Annotated in this window: 11 protein-coding genes; 9 read left to right on the top strand and 2 right to left on the bottom strand. The window is 54.5% G+C overall.

What is annotated here, in order from left to right:
• The first annotated feature begins 20 nt into the window (after positions 1-20).
• Positions 21-1,862 (top strand): SLC13 family permease, encoded by a 1,842-nt coding sequence (locus BLU64_RS06145; RefSeq protein ID WP_036152231.1) that lies wholly within the window; start codon positions 21-23, stop codon positions 1,860-1,862.
• On the opposite strand, the gene yfbR is transcribed toward BLU64_RS06145, so the two are convergent.
• On the bottom strand, positions 1,857-2,456 hold the full coding sequence (yfbR, locus tag BLU64_RS06140) for a 5'-deoxynucleotidase (RefSeq protein WP_026739930.1): 600 nt from the start codon (positions 2,454-2,456) through the stop codon (positions 1,857-1,859). The two genes, BLU64_RS06145 and yfbR, sit on opposite strands and share 6 nt — an antisense overlap.
• Before the next feature lie 147 nt (positions 2,457-2,603).
• The gene (locus BLU64_RS06135; RefSeq protein ID WP_026741456.1) at positions 2,604-3,818 is read right to left on the bottom strand and encodes a pyridoxal phosphate-dependent aminotransferase; all 1,215 of its coding nucleotides are present in this window, start codon (positions 3,816-3,818) and stop codon (positions 2,604-2,606) included.
• A 1,251-nt stretch (positions 3,819-5,069) separates the two neighbouring features.
• Between BLU64_RS06135 and lrhA the strand changes: the two genes are divergently transcribed.
• The 8 genes from lrhA to nuoH all read left to right on the top strand — a co-directional run bounded on the left by lrhA (position 5,070) and on the right by nuoH (position 15,403).
• Positions 5,070-6,020, top strand: coding sequence for a transcriptional regulator LrhA (lrhA, locus tag BLU64_RS06130; RefSeq protein ID WP_026741457.1), 951 nt, complete (start codon positions 5,070-5,072; stop codon positions 6,018-6,020).
• 639 nt (positions 6,021-6,659) lie between these two features.
• A complete protein-coding gene (gene nuoA, locus BLU64_RS06125; protein ID WP_164477200.1) occupies positions 6,660-7,115 on the top strand; it encodes an NADH-quinone oxidoreductase subunit NuoA in 456 nt (151 codons plus the stop codon).
• 14 nt (positions 7,116-7,129) lie between these two features.
• A complete protein-coding gene (locus BLU64_RS06120) occupies positions 7,130-7,804 on the top strand; it encodes a NuoB/complex I 20 kDa subunit family protein (protein ID WP_026739926.1) in 675 nt (224 codons plus the stop codon).
• 100 nt (positions 7,805-7,904) lie between these two features.
• A complete protein-coding gene (gene nuoC, locus BLU64_RS06115) occupies positions 7,905-9,704 on the top strand; it encodes an NADH-quinone oxidoreductase subunit C/D (protein WP_026741459.1) in 1,800 nt (599 codons plus the stop codon).
• Between the two features lie 2 nt (positions 9,705-9,706).
• Positions 9,707-10,237 (top strand): NADH-quinone oxidoreductase subunit NuoE, encoded by a 531-nt coding sequence (nuoE, locus tag BLU64_RS06110; protein ID WP_051625411.1) that lies wholly within the window; start codon positions 9,707-9,709, stop codon positions 10,235-10,237.
• Complete coding sequence (gene nuoF, locus BLU64_RS06105) at positions 10,234-11,583, top strand: NADH-quinone oxidoreductase subunit NuoF (protein ID WP_026741460.1); 1,350 nt, start codon at positions 10,234-10,236, stop codon at positions 11,581-11,583. Before nuoE ends, nuoF begins: the two co-directional genes overlap by 4 nt.
• A 119-nt stretch (positions 11,584-11,702) precedes the next feature.
• Positions 11,703-14,429: an NADH-quinone oxidoreductase subunit NuoG gene (gene nuoG / locus BLU64_RS06100; protein ID WP_074728213.1), complete on the top strand. Its 2,727-nt coding sequence runs from the start codon at positions 11,703-11,705 to the stop codon at positions 14,427-14,429.
• A complete protein-coding gene (gene nuoH / locus BLU64_RS06095; RefSeq protein WP_026741462.1) occupies positions 14,426-15,403 on the top strand; it encodes an NADH-quinone oxidoreductase subunit NuoH in 978 nt (325 codons plus the stop codon). The genes nuoG and nuoH overlap by 4 nt, the downstream gene beginning before the upstream one ends.
• Positions 15,404-15,407: the final 4 nt, after the last annotated feature.

Here is a 15,407-nt window from a genome sequence, read left to right as displayed (position 1 = left end):
GCCACTAACAGGAGGTGCTAGTGACCCGTGAGTTGCTATGGGTGTTGACGCTGTTGTTCATCGCCATCGTTTTGTTCGCCACCAACAAATTGCGAATGGACGTTGTCGCACTGCTGGTCATCATTGCGTTCGTATTAAGCGGCACGTTGACGTTGCCGGAAGCGTTGATGGGATTTAGCGATCCGAACGTAATATTGATTGCCGCCCTGTTCGTCATCGGCGAAGGCCTGGTTCGGACCGGTGTTGCTTATCAGGTGGGTGACTGGCTGATGCATGTCGCCGGTGAGAGTGAAGTCCGTATGCTGGTGCTGCTCATGCTGACCGTCGCCGGGCTGGGCGCGTTCATGAGCTCCACCGGCGTCGTGGCGATTTTCATTCCGGTGGTGCTCAACGTTGCCGCGCGGATGAAAAGTTCGCCGGCTCGGTTGCTGATGCCCTTGAGCTTTGCCGGTCTGATCAGCGGCATGATGACGTTGGTCGCTACGGCGCCCAACATGGTGGTCAACAGTGAACTGATGCGTAACGATATCGCGGGTTTTGGTTTTTTCGGCATGACGCCCATCGGCATCGTGGTCCTGCTGGTGGGGATCGCCTATATGCTGGTGGCGCGTTTCTGGCTGGGCAGTAACAACCGTGACGATAACAAAGAAGTTTGGAAGCGAAAGACGTTTCGGGATCTTATTCGCGACTACAAACTGACCGGAAGAGCGCGGCGGCTCGCGATTCGCAGCGGCTCACCGTTCGTCGGCCAGCGGTTGGACGATCTTAATCTGCGCCAGCGTTTCGGCGCCAACGTCGTGGGCATTGAGCGCTGGCGCAAGTTCAGACGTGTCATGATCAGCGTCGCGGTGAATACGGAACTGCGCCTGAACGACGTTTTATTAATCGACATGTCAGCGTCCGACGTCGATCTACGCGAATTTTGCGCCACGCATATGCTGGAACCCATGGTGCTGCGCGGCGAATATTTTTCTGAGCAGGCGCGCGATGTCGGCATGGCGGAAGTTTCATTGATCCCGGACTCGGGGCTGGTGGGAAAAACGCTTCAGGACGCCATGTTCCGCAGTCGGTATGGCCTGACGGTAGTGGGGATTCGCCGTAATGGCGAAGCGCTGGACGGCGCGTTATCGAATGAGCCGCTGCAGTTGGGCGATATCCTGCTGGTGATCGGAGACTGGCGTAATATTCGCCAGCTGTATCAGCAAAAGCAGAATTTCATCGTACTAAATTTACCTGCCGAAGTGGACGAGGTGGCGCCCGCGAAAAGTCAGGCGCCTCATGCGCTGTTTTGTCTCGCGTTGATGATCGCCATGATGCTGACTGATGAAATCCCCAATGCGGTTGCGGCGCTGATCGCCTGCCTGATGATGGGGCAATTTCGCTGTATCGATATGGAGAGCGCCTATCGCGCCGTGCACTGGCCGAGCCTGATGCTCATTATCGGCATGATGCCCTTTGCGCTGGCGCTGGAGAAAACGGGTGGCGTGGCGTTGATCGTGAAAGGGCTAATGGACGTGGCGGGGGACGCCGGACCGCAGATGATGCTGGCCTGCCTGTTCGTGCTGTGTGCGGCGATCGGACTGTTCATTTCGAATACCGCGACGGCGGTGCTCATGGCGCCCATCGCCATCGCCGCGGCCGACCAGATGCAGGTGTCGCCCTATCCGTTCGCCATGATTATCGCAATTGCCGCTTCGGCGGCATTTATGACGCCCGTCTCCTCACCAGTGAATACGTTGGTGTTGGCGCCGGGTGGATATCGGTTCAGCGACTTTCTTAAAATCGGGGTGCCTTTTACGGTACTGGTCATGGGCGTGAGCGTCGTGATGATCCCGTGGCTCTATCCGTTCTCCCCGTTATAGCGGGGAGTCCTGGCTGATTTCATCCAGAGAGAGGCTGAAGCTGGGTATGAAGACGGTCATAAAATAGTCCATCTCCGGGCTGTGTCGTTGTTGCAGCGTTTTTTCCAAACGCGCTTTAGCCAATACGAATTCGTTATTGCCCGCCGACAGCTCTTCCAGACATTTCAGGTAGGCGCACAGCGCGTCGGCCTGTTTGACCACGGCATGTTCTTCCTCGCTGGTATAGGCATCATCCAACAGCATGCGATAGTCTTCCTGAAGTTCGCTCGGCAGCATATCGATGAGCTTCTGCTGGGCGATTTTCTCTATCTTTTTATATTCGTGGGCCATCTGGGCGTTGTAGTACTTGATGGGCGTCGGCATATCGCCGGTCAGCACTTCGCTGGCATCGTGGTACATCGCAAGCAGGGCGATACGCTCGGCATTGAGATCCCCGCCGAATTTGCGGTTTCTGATCACGGCGAGCGCATGGGCCACGAAAGCGACCTGCAAACTGTGTTCCGAGACGTTTTCCGTACGGACATTGCGCATCAGCGGCCAGCGGTTGATCAGCTTTAGACGGGATAAATGGGCGAAGAAATGACTTTGAACCATAGCACTCTCTCAATACGCGGAGGGAAAAACCATTGTGGTCGCTCGACGAGGAATTAGCAACTCAGCCCTAAGCGCTGGGAAGAGAAACGGATGAAAAAACGGGCTGCGCCATAAGGCGTCGCCCGTCTAATAAATTTATCGGCGCGATTACTGGTGGTAGTGTTCGAGGAAACGCCCCAGCTTGTGCACGGCCATGTCCAGTTCATCGACGCGGGGCAGCGTCACGATGCGCACATGGTCCGGCTCCGGCCAGTTGAACGCGCTGCCTTGAACCAGCAGCACCTTTTCCTGCAGCAGCAGATCCAGCACCAGCTTCTGGTCATCGTGGAGATTGAAACGCTTCGCATCAATACGCGGGAACATATATAAAGCACCCGATGGCTTGACACAAGAGACGCCGGGAATCTCGTTGATCAGCTCCCAGGCGCGGTTGCGCTGTTCGTACAGACGGCCGCCGGGGCGGATAAATTCACTAATGCTTTGATAACCCCCGAGCGCCGTCTGAATGGCGTGCTGCATGGGCACGTTAGCGCACAGACGCATCGAAGCCAGCATCTCCAGCCCTTCTATATACCCCTTGGCATGTTTCTTGGGACCGTTCAATACCATCCATCCCTGACGAAAACCCGCAACGCGATAGGTTTTAGATAGACCGTTAAAGGTCACCGTCAGCAGGTCAGGCGCCAGCGCCGCAATAGAGTGGTGCTGTGCTTCGTCGTACAAAATCTTGTCATAGATCTCATCGGCGAAAATGATCAGATCGTTTTGACGGGCGATCTCGACGATCTCCATCAACAGCGCTTTGCTATAGACGGCGCCGGTGGGGTTATTCGGGTTGATGATGACGATACCGCGAGTGTTCGGTGTGATTTTTTTGCGGATATCATCCAGGTCGGGAAACCAGCCGGACTCTTCGTCGCAACGATAATGCACGGCCTTACCGTTCGACAGCGATACGGCGGCGGTCCATAAAGGGTAGTCCGGGGCCGGCACCAGCATTTCGTCGCCGTTATTCAGGAGAGCCTGCATGGATTGTACGATGAGTTCGGAAACGCCGTTGCCGATATAAACGTCTTCCACAGTGATATCGCGTAGTCCGCGCGCCTGGTAGTGCTGAACGATGGCTTTGCGAGCGGAATAGAGTCCTTTCGAGTCGCAATAGCCTTGCGCGGTGGGCAGGTTCCTAATGACGTCAACCAGGATTTCGTCGGGGGCTTCAAAGCCGAACGGCGCGGGGTTGCCGATGTTAAGTTTAAGAACTTTATTGCCTTCCTCTTCCAACCGTTTGGCTTCTTTTAACACCGGACCACGGATGTCATAACAAACATTTTCCAATTTCTTGGATTTTTCGATAGGGGACATTTAACAAACCTTGTACAGGAAGGTTCCTGAATAGTAGACGCTTAGTCGGCCTAATGTACTCTTCCTGACGATGATTTTGAAGAATGATCCTAAATCAATGGGTCATCTCAAGACGGTGACGGACGCTTATTTTACAGTGTAAAAGTCTGTTATTTTTCTATTTATTGGGTTTTTGGGCTGCATATGGCTATTTGTTTGTTGTTTATGATTGTCGACGGCAATGGATAAGGTTATTTATACGACGCCATGCTGAGGCTCGTGGCGGAGATGGGTACGCAATTTCAAAGTGATTTTTTCATTTGAACGCAAATGCACCACTATTTATCGTCGACTCCTGTCGTTAATACGCTGGCGTCTGAGAGGTCACTGGATACCTGCAATAACCCTATTTTTTCAATGACTGGAATAACGGGTAAAAACACCATCTTATTTCAGAGTAGCCATTGGATGTAACCGATTAAAATAAAGGGTTTTCTTATTTTATTATTGAGACTTTCCTTCCCTGATATGAAATTAACACCATTTGTAATAGACGTGACTATTTTAGAACATCTCGTCACAAAGGTGAGGCTAACCAATGAATATTCGTCTATTTTGAATTCGAATATGCAATTAATAGAGACTCGTCTTTTGTTTTCGATGCGTTTACAAAAGTTTTTTTAGAATGATCAATCTAGTAATATTAATAGGTAATATAGGAATTTTCAGATTGTTATAGATAGACTATTGGCTGATTAATCACTCAGGTTACATTAAAGCTGCTCCTGAGTTTATAGATGACAGAAAACTTAATTCTGGTATCTTATATCAGAATATTTTACGAGTGGGTCATCTTATATTGTTTGGTCCTGCGGTTCGTCATCGCACTGAAATCAGATGAGTTGTAACGTATTGAAATAAAGGCATTAAGTTGTGTTCCTTGGGAGCGATACCCCTATGAATAGAGTGTCGGTCCTAAACCTAAGCTTTCATCATGTTCACCCTTTATCTTTAGCGTACTAGAGCGTGCAAGACTTTTATTTTATTATCTAAAATAATTAGCCGTTCTTTTTATCGACGGCTTGAATCAATAAAATGAATAGGTAAGGGAGAGGGCGAAAAAAAAAGCGATGTGGTAACGAAATATTAAGTATTTTTTGCCGTAGCCGTTCATCTACGATACTGTCTTTCATTGTATGCCGACGTTGTCGGGATACGTATCCAACACCAGGTATGTTAGTTAATAAATAAAATAGATAAGTGAAGAACCGTATGACAAATGCAAATCGCCCAGTTCTCAATCTTGATCTGGATCTGCTGAGAACGTTTGTCGCTGTCGCCGATTTGAATACTTTCGCGGCCGCGGCCGTAGCAGTATGCAGAACGCAATCTGCCGTTAGTCAGCAGATGCAGCGGCTGGAACAACTCATCGGTAAAGAGTTATTCGCCCGTCACGGGAGAAATAAACTACTGACCGAACATGGGATCCAGTTTCTTGGTTATGCCAGAAAAATACTACAGTTCAATGATGAGGCCTGTGCCTCTTTAATGTTCAGCGACATTCAGGGAACGCTGACGATCGGCGCTTCCGACGATACAGCAGATACTATCCTGCCGTTTATCTTGCAGCGTGTAACGTCGGTTTTCCCCAAACTATCGATCGAAGTGAGTATCAAACGCAGCCCTGAAATGATGGAAATGTTGCATCAGGGCAAAATTGATTTAGTCATCACGACGGAAAACAGCACCGAGTTTCCTAATGTATTGCTACGTTCGTCACCGACGTTGTGGTACTGCTCGGCGGAGTACCAGTTCCAACACGGCAGTCCTGTGCCGCTAGTGGTATTGGACGAACCGAGTCCTTTCCGCACGTTGGCGCTGGAAAAGCTGACCGAAGCCGGGATCCCCTGGAAAATTTCGTACGTGGCTTCTACGCTGTCGGCGGTTCGGGCGGCGGTAAAGGCGGGGCTGGGTATTACCGTGCGTTCCGTTGAAATGATGACGCCGGACCTTCGTGTGCTCGGTGAAGAAGAAGGTTTGCCGAAGTTGCCCGACACCCGTTACTACCTGTGTAAGAATCCACAGCAAAATAACGAGTTGAGTACGGCAATCTTCAGTGCTATCGAATCAGGTACGCGTTCCAATCTGCTTTCTGTAAATAGTGTTCCGGAAGGAGATATCCGCATTTCCTCCACGGACGAATCGTTAAAAGATATTCTCTGACTTTTACATCTCCCGGCGCTGAGCGGTATGCGTCAGTGTGAAATGTGACAGAAACCGTCCGAATACCGACGACAGGGTGTGCGCTCATCGACATTCTGTCGTTTTTTCGTTTCTGGCGCCGGAGTGCGCCTCTCTGTCTGCAATGCACCGCTCTGTTATTCCTCTTGCGCACTTCTCTTCCCACACCTACTGATATCCACAGGGTTTGTTTTATTAACAATCGCTTACCGAACGTACTTTTTTTAATAACTAAAACCGAAAAAACGTGTGAGAGATCAAAAAATACTTGCCTTAGCCTTATTCATTAACCTGCATTCATGTTGAAATTGATATAGTCACTACAGAAATAGGGTCTTTTTCTTCGCATTGTTCCAAAACAACCAGGAGTAGCATTGATGCCATTCAGTCTTTGCTATGTTTGTAATAGGTTAATTGGGATGCATCTTTGTTAATTATCCCGCTGTTATTTTTACAAAAGTTAAGAAAAGGTTGCAAAAACAGGATGAATAACCGCATTTACCGCGCCTTAACCCTATAATTTGTGGTATTTTTATGGTTACAAATCCTTCCTTTTAATCGATGTGGCTATTAACTGCCCTTAGAAGAGCAGCTGCCCAAGCCACTTTTGATGAGTAAGCAATGAGTATGTCAACTACTACTGAAGTCCTCGCCCACCACTGGGCATTTGCTTTATTTCTAATCGTCGCCGTGGGGCTCTGCGGGTTCATGCTGTTGGGGGGCTTTCTGCTTGGAGGTCGATCCCACGGTCGGGCTAAAAATACGCCCTACGAATCCGGTATTGATTCTGTAGGGTCTGCCCGGCTGAGGCTGTCTGCAAAGTTCTATCTTGTTGCGATGTTTTTCGTCATTTTCGATGTGGAAGCACTATACCTGTATGCCTGGTCCGTCTCTATCCGGGAAAGTGGCTGGGTAGGTTTTATCGAAGCCACCATTTTTATATTGGTGCTGTTGGCCGGACTGGTCTATCTGGTGCGTATCGGCGCGCTGGACTGGACACCGAAGCGTTCCAAGCGGCAAGTCGTGAAGTCCGACATCGTCGTAAACCACTCCACCACCAATACTCATCAGCAGTAATAGCGAGGCAATAAATGGACTATACGCTCACCCGCATAGACCCCGACGGTGAGAACGACCGTTATCCGCTACAGAAGAAAGAGGTCGTCAGCGACCCGCTCGAACAGCACGTTAACAAAAGCGTGTTTATGGGCAATCTGGAGCAGACGCTGCAAAATATGGTCAACTGGGGACGCGGTAACTCCCTGTGGCCCTTCAACTTTGGTCTTTCCTGCTGTTACGTGGAGATGGTGACTTCCTTCACCGCCGTACACGACGTAGCGCGCTTCGGTTCTGAAGTGCTGCGCGCTTCTCCCCGCCAGGCTGATTTTATGGTCATCGCCGGAACACCTTTCCTGAAAATGGCCCCCGTCATTCAGCGTTTGTATGACCAGATGCTGGAACCCAAATGGGTTATCTCCATGGGCGCATGCGCCAACTCTGGCGGCATGTATGACATCTACTCCGTGGTTCAAGGCGTCGATAAATTCCTACCGGTAGACGTGTACATCCCAGGATGTCCGCCGCGACCGGAAGCATACATGCAGGCGCTGATGCTGCTGAAAGAGTCTATCGGTAAAGAGCGTCGCCCGCTGTCATGGGTTGTTGGCGATCAGGGCGTGTACCGCGCCAACATGCAATCCGAACGTGAACGTAAACGCGAAGAACGTATTGCGGTAACCCACCTGCGTTCCCCGGATGAAATTTGACCTGTGAATGATAGGCCGTGATGGCTGCGTAATATCAACATAACAGCGCGCCGCCATCATCAGTCACGGAAATAACACATTTAATGTGGTGACATTACATATGACAGATTTAACGACACACGACGCCGTTCTGCCCGCATGGCAAACCCGCGATCATCTTGATGATCCGGTTGTTGGCGAGCTGTGGAACCGTTTCGGTCAGGACGCGTTTACCGTTCAGGCCACACGGACGGGGATGCCGGTAGTTTGGGTCAAACGTGAGCAATTACTCGACGTCGTCGACTTCCTGAAAAAACAACCGAAACCTTATGTCATGCTGATGGACCTGCATGGCATGGATGAACGTCTGCGTACGCACCGCGAGGGGCTACCCGCCGCAGACTTCTCCGTCTTTTATCTGCTGACCTCCCTGGAACGAAACAGCGATATCATGCTGAAGGTGGCGCTGGCGGAAAACGATCTGTTCCTGCCGACGATGACCCCTCTGTTCCCGAACGCTAACTGGTACGAGCGTGAAGTGTGGGACATGTTCGGCATTACCTTCAATGGCCACCCGCACCTGACTCGCATCATGATGCCGCAGACCTGGGAAGGACACCCGCTGCGCAAAGACTTCCCGGCGCGCGCGACCGAATTCGATCCTTTTGTGCTGACCAAACAGCGTGAAGATCTGGAAATGGAGTCGCTGACCTTCAAGCCTGAAGAGTGGGGCATGAAGCGTGGAACGGAAAACGAAGACTTTATGTTCCTGAATATGGGGCCGAACCATCCCTCGTCACACGGTGCTTTCCGTTTGATCCTGCAGTTGGATGGCGAAGAGATCATCGACTGTATTCCAGATGTCGGCTATCACCATCGCGGCGCGGAAAAGATGGGTGAGCGCCAGTCCTGGCACAGCTATATTCCTTACACTGACCGTATTGAGTATCTCGGCGGCTGCGTCAACGAAATGCCTTACGTGCTGGCGGTCGAGAAGCTGGCGGGCATTGAAGTGCCGGAGCGTGTTGAAACCATCCGCGTGATGTTGTCTGAACTGTTCCGCATCAACAGCCATCTGCTGTACATCAGTACCTTTATTCAGGACGTCGGCGCCATGACGCCGGTCTTCTTCGCGTTTACCGACCGCCAGAAAATCTATGATCTGGTGGAAGCAATCACCGGTTTCCGCATGCACCCAGCCTGGTTCCGGATCGGCGGCGTGGCGCACGACCTGCCGCGCGGCTGGGACCGACTGCTGCGTGAATTCCTGGACTGGATGCCTGCTCGACTGGACACTTATGTCAAAGCGGCGTTGCAAAACACCATTTTGAAAGGCCGTTCTCAGGGCGTCGCCGCCTACAACGCCAAAGAGGCGCTGGAATGGGGCGTCACCGGCGCGGGCCTGCGCGCGACCGGCATTCCGTTCGACGTGCGCAAATGGCGGCCTTACTCCGGCTATGAAAACTTCGATTTCGAGGTGCCGGTCGGCGATGGCATCAGCGATAGTTACACCCGCGTGATGTTGAAAGTGGAAGAGCTACGCCAGAGTCTGCGCATCTTGGAACAGTGTCTGAACAACATGCCTGAAGGGCCGTTCAAGGCCGACCATCCGCTGACGACGCCGCCGCCGAAAGAGCGCACGCTGCAGCACATCGAAACCATGATCAACCACTTCCTGCAGGTGTCCTGGGGACCGGTTATGCCGGCCAACGAATCGTTCCAGATGATCGAAGGCACCAAAGGGATCAACAGTTACTACCTGACCAGCGATGGCAGCACCATGAGCTACCGTACGCGCATTCGCACGCCGAGCTTCGCTCATTTGCAGCAGATTCCGTCGGTCATCCGTGGATGCCTGGTATCCGACCTGATCGTATACCTCGGCAGTATTGATTTCGTCATGTCAGATGTGGACCGCTAATTATGCACGATCATAACAACACTCAACCTTCTCCAGAAGCTCAGGGCGCGGATGTGCAAGATGTGTTCGTGCTCAGCGACGCAGAGCGTGACGCTATCGAGCATGAAAAACACCACTATGAAGATGCCCGCGCGGCGTCGATTGAAGCGCTGAAAATCGTACAGAAACAGCGCGGCTGGGTGCCGGACGGCGCCATCTACGCGATTGCCGAGATTCTGGACATTCCGGCCAGCGATGTCGAAGGCGTCGCCACCTTCTATAGCCAGATCTTCCGTCAGCCGGTTGGGCGTCACGTCATTCGCTACTGCGACAGCGTCGTGTGCTACATCAACGGTTTTCAGGGCGTGCGCGCCGCGCTGGAGAAAAAGCTGAACATTCAGCCGGGTCAGACCACGTTCGACGGTCGCTTCACACTGCTGCCGACCTGCTGTCTGGGCAACTGTGACAAAGGGCCTTCGATGATGATCGACGAAGACACCCACAGCCACGTCAAGCCTGACGATATCGATTCATTACTGGAGCAGTATCAATGACTAAAAACATTGTTCTCACTGCCGAACAGCATCCTCTCACCTGGCGTCTGCGTGACGACAAACAGCCGGTGTGGCTGGATGAGTACCGCAGTAAGAATGGCTACGCCGGCGCGCAAAAAGCCCTCACCGGTATCGCCCAGAGCGACGTGGTGACGCTGGTCAAAGATGCGGGTCTGCGCGGCCGCGGCGGAGCGGGGTTCTCCACCGGCCTCAAGTGGAGCCTGATGCCGAAAGACGAAAGCATGAACATCCGCTACCTGCTGTGTAACGCGGACGAGATGGAACCTGGCACCTATAAAGACCGGCTGTTGATGGAGCAACTGCCCCATCTGCTGGTGGAAGGCATGCTGATTGGCGCTTATGCGCTGAAGTCCTATCGCGGCTATATCTTCCTGCGCGGCGAATATGTGCAGGCTGCGGCTAACCTGCGGCGGGCGATTGAAGAAGCCAAGGCCGCTGGCCTGCTGGGTAAAAACATCCTGGGCAGCGGTTTCGACTTCGAACTGTTCGTTCATACCGGCGCCGGACGCTATATCTGCGGTGAAGAAACCGCGTTGATCAACTCGCTGGAAGGCCGCCGCGCCAACCCGCGATCCAAGCCGCCCTTCCCGGCGTCGGCGGGCGTGTGGGGCAAACCGACCTGCGTTAATAACGTCGAAACGTTGTGCAACGTGCCGGCCATCATCGAGCACGGCGTGGAATGGTATCAGGGGCTGTCTGCGGGCAAGAGTAAAGATGCGGGCACTAAGCTGATGGGCTTCTCCGGTCGGGTGAAAAATCCCGGTCTTTGGGAGCTGCCGTTTGGAACCACCGCGCGTGAAATTCTGGAAGAGTACGCTGGCGGTATGCGCGATGGGCTGACGCTGAAAGCCTGGCAGCCGGGCGGCGCAGGGACCGACTTCCTGACCGGGGATCATCTGGATCTGCCGATGGACTTCGAAAGCATAGCCAAAGCGGGAAGCCGTCTGGGCACCGGGCTGGCGATGGCGGTGGATAACGAGATCAATATGGTCGGTTTGACGCGCAATCTGGAAGAGTTTTTCGCGCGCGAATCCTGCGGCTGGTGTACGCCGTGCCGCGATGGTTTGCCGTGGAGCGTGAAGCTGCTGCGCGCGCTCGAAGCCGGTGAAGGGCAGCCGGGCGATATCGAAACGCTGGAACAGCTGTGTCGCTTCCTGTCGCCGGGTCATACCTTCTGCGCCCATGCGCCGGGGGCCGTTGAGCCGCTGCAGAGCGCAATAAAGTATTTCCGGCATGAGTTTGAGGCGGGTATCGCCAAGCAGACTATCAGCAATACAAAAGCGATAGGCGGGATTCAACCGAACCTGCTGAAACAGCGCTGGTAAGCAATGGCCGAGTCGCAGATGCGATGTTTCGCACCGACGTAAGCGATTCTTCATCTGATAGACAGAATTTTTGATTAGCGCCTGCTTAAGACGCGGGCCTTTATGGAAGCATGCTGACTATGGCAACGATTCATGTAGACGGCAAAGAATATGATGTGAACGGAGCGGACAACCTCCTTGAGGCATGTCTCACTCTGGGCCTTGATATTCCTTACTTTTGCTGGCATCCGGCGCTGGGTAGCGTTGGATCATGCCGCCTGTGCGCGGTCAAGCAATACCAGAACGCGGAAGATACGCGCGGTCGCCTGGTCATGTCCTGTATGACGCCCGCTGCGGACGGCACCTTCATCGCGATTGACGATGAGGAAGCCAAACTGTTCCGTAAAAGCGTCGTCGAGTGGCTGATGACCAACCATCCTCATGATTGTCCGGTTTGTGAAGAGGGCGGCAACTGCCACCTGCAGGACATGACGGTGATGACCGGGCACAACACCCGCCGCTATCGTTTTACCAAACGAACCCATCATAATCAGGACCTCGGGCCGTTCATCTCTCACGAAATGAACCGCTGCATCGCCTGTTACCGCTGCGTACGTTATTACAAAGATTACGCGGACGGTAAAGACCTGGGCGTTTACGGCGCGCATGACAACGTCTACTTCGGACGTCCCGAAGACGGCGTGCTCGAAAGCGAATTCTCCGGCAACCTGGTGGAAGTCTGCCCCACCGGCGTCTTCACCGACAAAACCCATTCCGAACGCTACAACCGTAAGTGGGACATGCAGTTTGCGCCCAGCGTTTGCCAGCAGTGCAGCGTGGGCTGCAACACCAGCCCCGGCGAGCGTTACGGCGAATTGCGCCGTATCGAAAACCGTTTTAACGGCAGCGTGAACCACTATTTCCTGTGCGATCGCGGCCGCTTCGGCTATGGCTACGTCAACCTGAAAGACCGTCCTCGCCAGCCTCAGCAGCGTCTCGGCAACGAATGGACGACGCAGAACGCTGAACAGGCGGTGCGGAGCGCGGCCCATCTCTTGCGCGAGTCGAAACAGGTCATCGGCATCGGCTCTCCGCGCGCCAGTATCGAAAGCAACTTTGCGCTGCGTGAACTGGTCGGCGCAGACAACTTCTACAGCGGCATTGCCCAGAGCGAACAGAACCGCGTTCAGCTGATGCTGAAAGTGCTGAAAGAGAGCGGTGTTCATACCCCGGCGCTGCGCGAGATCGAAAATTACGATGCCGTGCTGGTGCTAGGCGAAGATTTGACGCAGACCGGCGCGCGCATTGCGCTCGCAGTGCGTCAGGCGGTGAAGGGGAAAGCGCGCGAAATGGCCGCCGCGCAGAAAGTGGCGGACTGGCAGATTGCCGCCATCATGAATATCGGTCAGCACGCCAAACATCCGCTCTTCGTGACGAACGTCGACAGCACCCGGCTGGATGACGTGGCCGCGTGGAGCTACCACGCTCCGGTCGATGAGCAGGCGCGTCTGGGCTTCGCCATCGCCCACGCGTTGGATGATGCCGCACCGGCCGTGACCAATTTGGCGGGCGACCTTGAACCCAAACTGGATGTCATCGTTCAGGCTTTGGCGGGTGCGAAAAAGCCGCTGATCGTCACCGGCACGAATGCAGGCAGCGAAGAAATTATCGCCGCGGCGGCCAACGTCGCCAAAGCGTTGAAGGGGCGGGGTGCGGATGTCGGTTTAACGTTCGTCGCCAGCAGCGCCAACAGTATGGGGCTGGGCATGATCGGCGGTGGCTCGCTTGACGAGGCGCTCTCCCGACTGGAGTCCGGCGAAGCGGACAGCGTCGTGGTGCTTGAAAACGATCTGTATCGACATGCGCCGGCGAAGCGTATTGATGCGATGCTGGACAACGTTGCCAACCTGATCGTGGTAGACCATCAACGCACTCGCGTCATGGATAAAGCTAATCTGATTTTGTCGGCGGCCAGCTTTGCGGAGAGCGACGGCACGCTGATTAATCAGGAAGGTCGCGCGCAGCGCTTCTTCCAGGTTTACGATCCCGCCTACTACGACAACGCCACGGTGATGCTGGAAAGCTGGCGCTGGCTGCATGCGGTCAAGGCCGCTATCGCCAGCCGTGAAGTCGACTGGACGCAGCTCGACCACGTGGTCGATGCTTGCGCCGCCGCGCTGCCGCAGTTAGCGGCCATCAAGGACGCCGCGCCGGACGCCTCTTTCCGCATTCGCGGTCAGAAGCTGGCGCGCGAACCGCACCGTTACAGCGGTCGTACCGCCATGCGCGCCAACATCGACGTGAACGAACCGCGCCAGCCGCAGGATCAGGACACGATGTTCACTTTCTCTATGGAAGGGAACAACAGTCCCGAGGCCCAAAGCCGTCAGGTCGCGTTTGCCTGGGCGCCGGGCTGGAACTCCCCGCAGGCGTGGAACAAGTTCCAGGATGAAGTCGGCGGCCATCTGCGCCACGGCGATCCGGGCGTCAGGCTGATTGAAGCGGGCGAGGGCGCGCTGGACTACTTCAACCAGATCCCGGAGCCGTTTGCGGTACAGGCGGGCCAATGGCAGGTAGCGCCTTACTATCATCTGTTCGGCAGCGAAGAAATGTCGCAGCGCGCCGACGTCATCCAGCAACGGATGCCTCAGCCTTACGCGATGGTGAACCCGGCGGATGCGGCCCAGTTGGGCGTCAATCCGGGCGCGCTGCTGGAGATTGTCTGTGATGGACAGACCTTGCGTCTGCCGGTACAGGTCAGCGCGGAGTTGCGTCAGGGACAGGTAGGGTTGCCGCTGGGCTTCCCGGGCATCGCCCCGGTTCTGGCGGGCGCGACCGTTGAAACAATGCGGGAGGCGGCACAATGAGTTGGTTTACACCGGAAGTGGTGGATATTTTAATCGCCGTCCTCAAGGCGATCGTGATCCTGCTGGTCGTCGTGACCTGCGGCGCCTTCATGAGTATGGGCGAGCGCCGACTGCTGGGCTTGTTCCAGGGACGTTACGGGCCGAACCGCGTGGGTTGGGGAGGTTCGTTGCAGCTGGTGTCGGACATGCTGAAGATGTTCTTCAAGGAGGACTGGCTGCCGCCGTTCGCCGACCGGGTTATCTTCACGCTGGCGCCGATGATTGCGTTCACGTCGCTGCTGCTGTCGTTTTCCATCGTGCCAATCACTCCGACCTGGGGCGTGTCCGACCTGAATATTGGTTTGCTGTTCTTCCTGATGATGGCCGGTCTGGCGGTGTACGCCGTACTGTTCGCCGGATGGTCCAGCAACAACAAATACTCGCTGCTGGGGGCCGTGCGCGCCTCCGCCCAGACGCTTAGCTATGAGGTGTTTCTGGGGCTGTCGCTGATGGGGGTGGTGGCGCAGGCCGGTTCATTCAACATGCGCGACATCGTCGAGAGCCAGACGTACATCTGGAACGTCATCCCGCAGTTCTTCGGTTTCGTTACCTTCGCCATCGCAGGCGTGGCGGTGTGTCACCGTCACCCGTTCGACCAACCGGAAGCGGAGCAGGAACTGGCTGACGGCTACCACATCGAATACTCCGGGATGAAATTCGGTCTATTCTTCGTCGGGGAGTACATCGGCATCGTCACCGTCTCAGCGCTGATCGTGACGTTGTTCTTCGGCGGCTGGCACGGACCTTTCCTGCCCCCCATCGTTTGGTTTGCACTCAAAACGGCCTTCTTCATGATGATGTTCATCCTGATCCGTGCTGCGTTACCCCGTCCGCGTTATGACCAGGTGATGGCTTTCGGCTGGAAGATTTGTCTGCCGTTGACGCTGCTTAACCTGTTGGCGACCGCCGCGGTCATTTTGTACAACGCTCAATAAGGGG

It is taken from the genome of Lonsdalea quercina, from assembly GCF_900107885.1.
Classification (GTDB): Bacteria; Pseudomonadota; Gammaproteobacteria; order Enterobacterales; family Enterobacteriaceae; genus Lonsdalea; species Lonsdalea quercina.
Note: the sequence above shows the minus strand (reverse complement) of the source record. Positions and strands in the feature narration are given on the sequence as shown.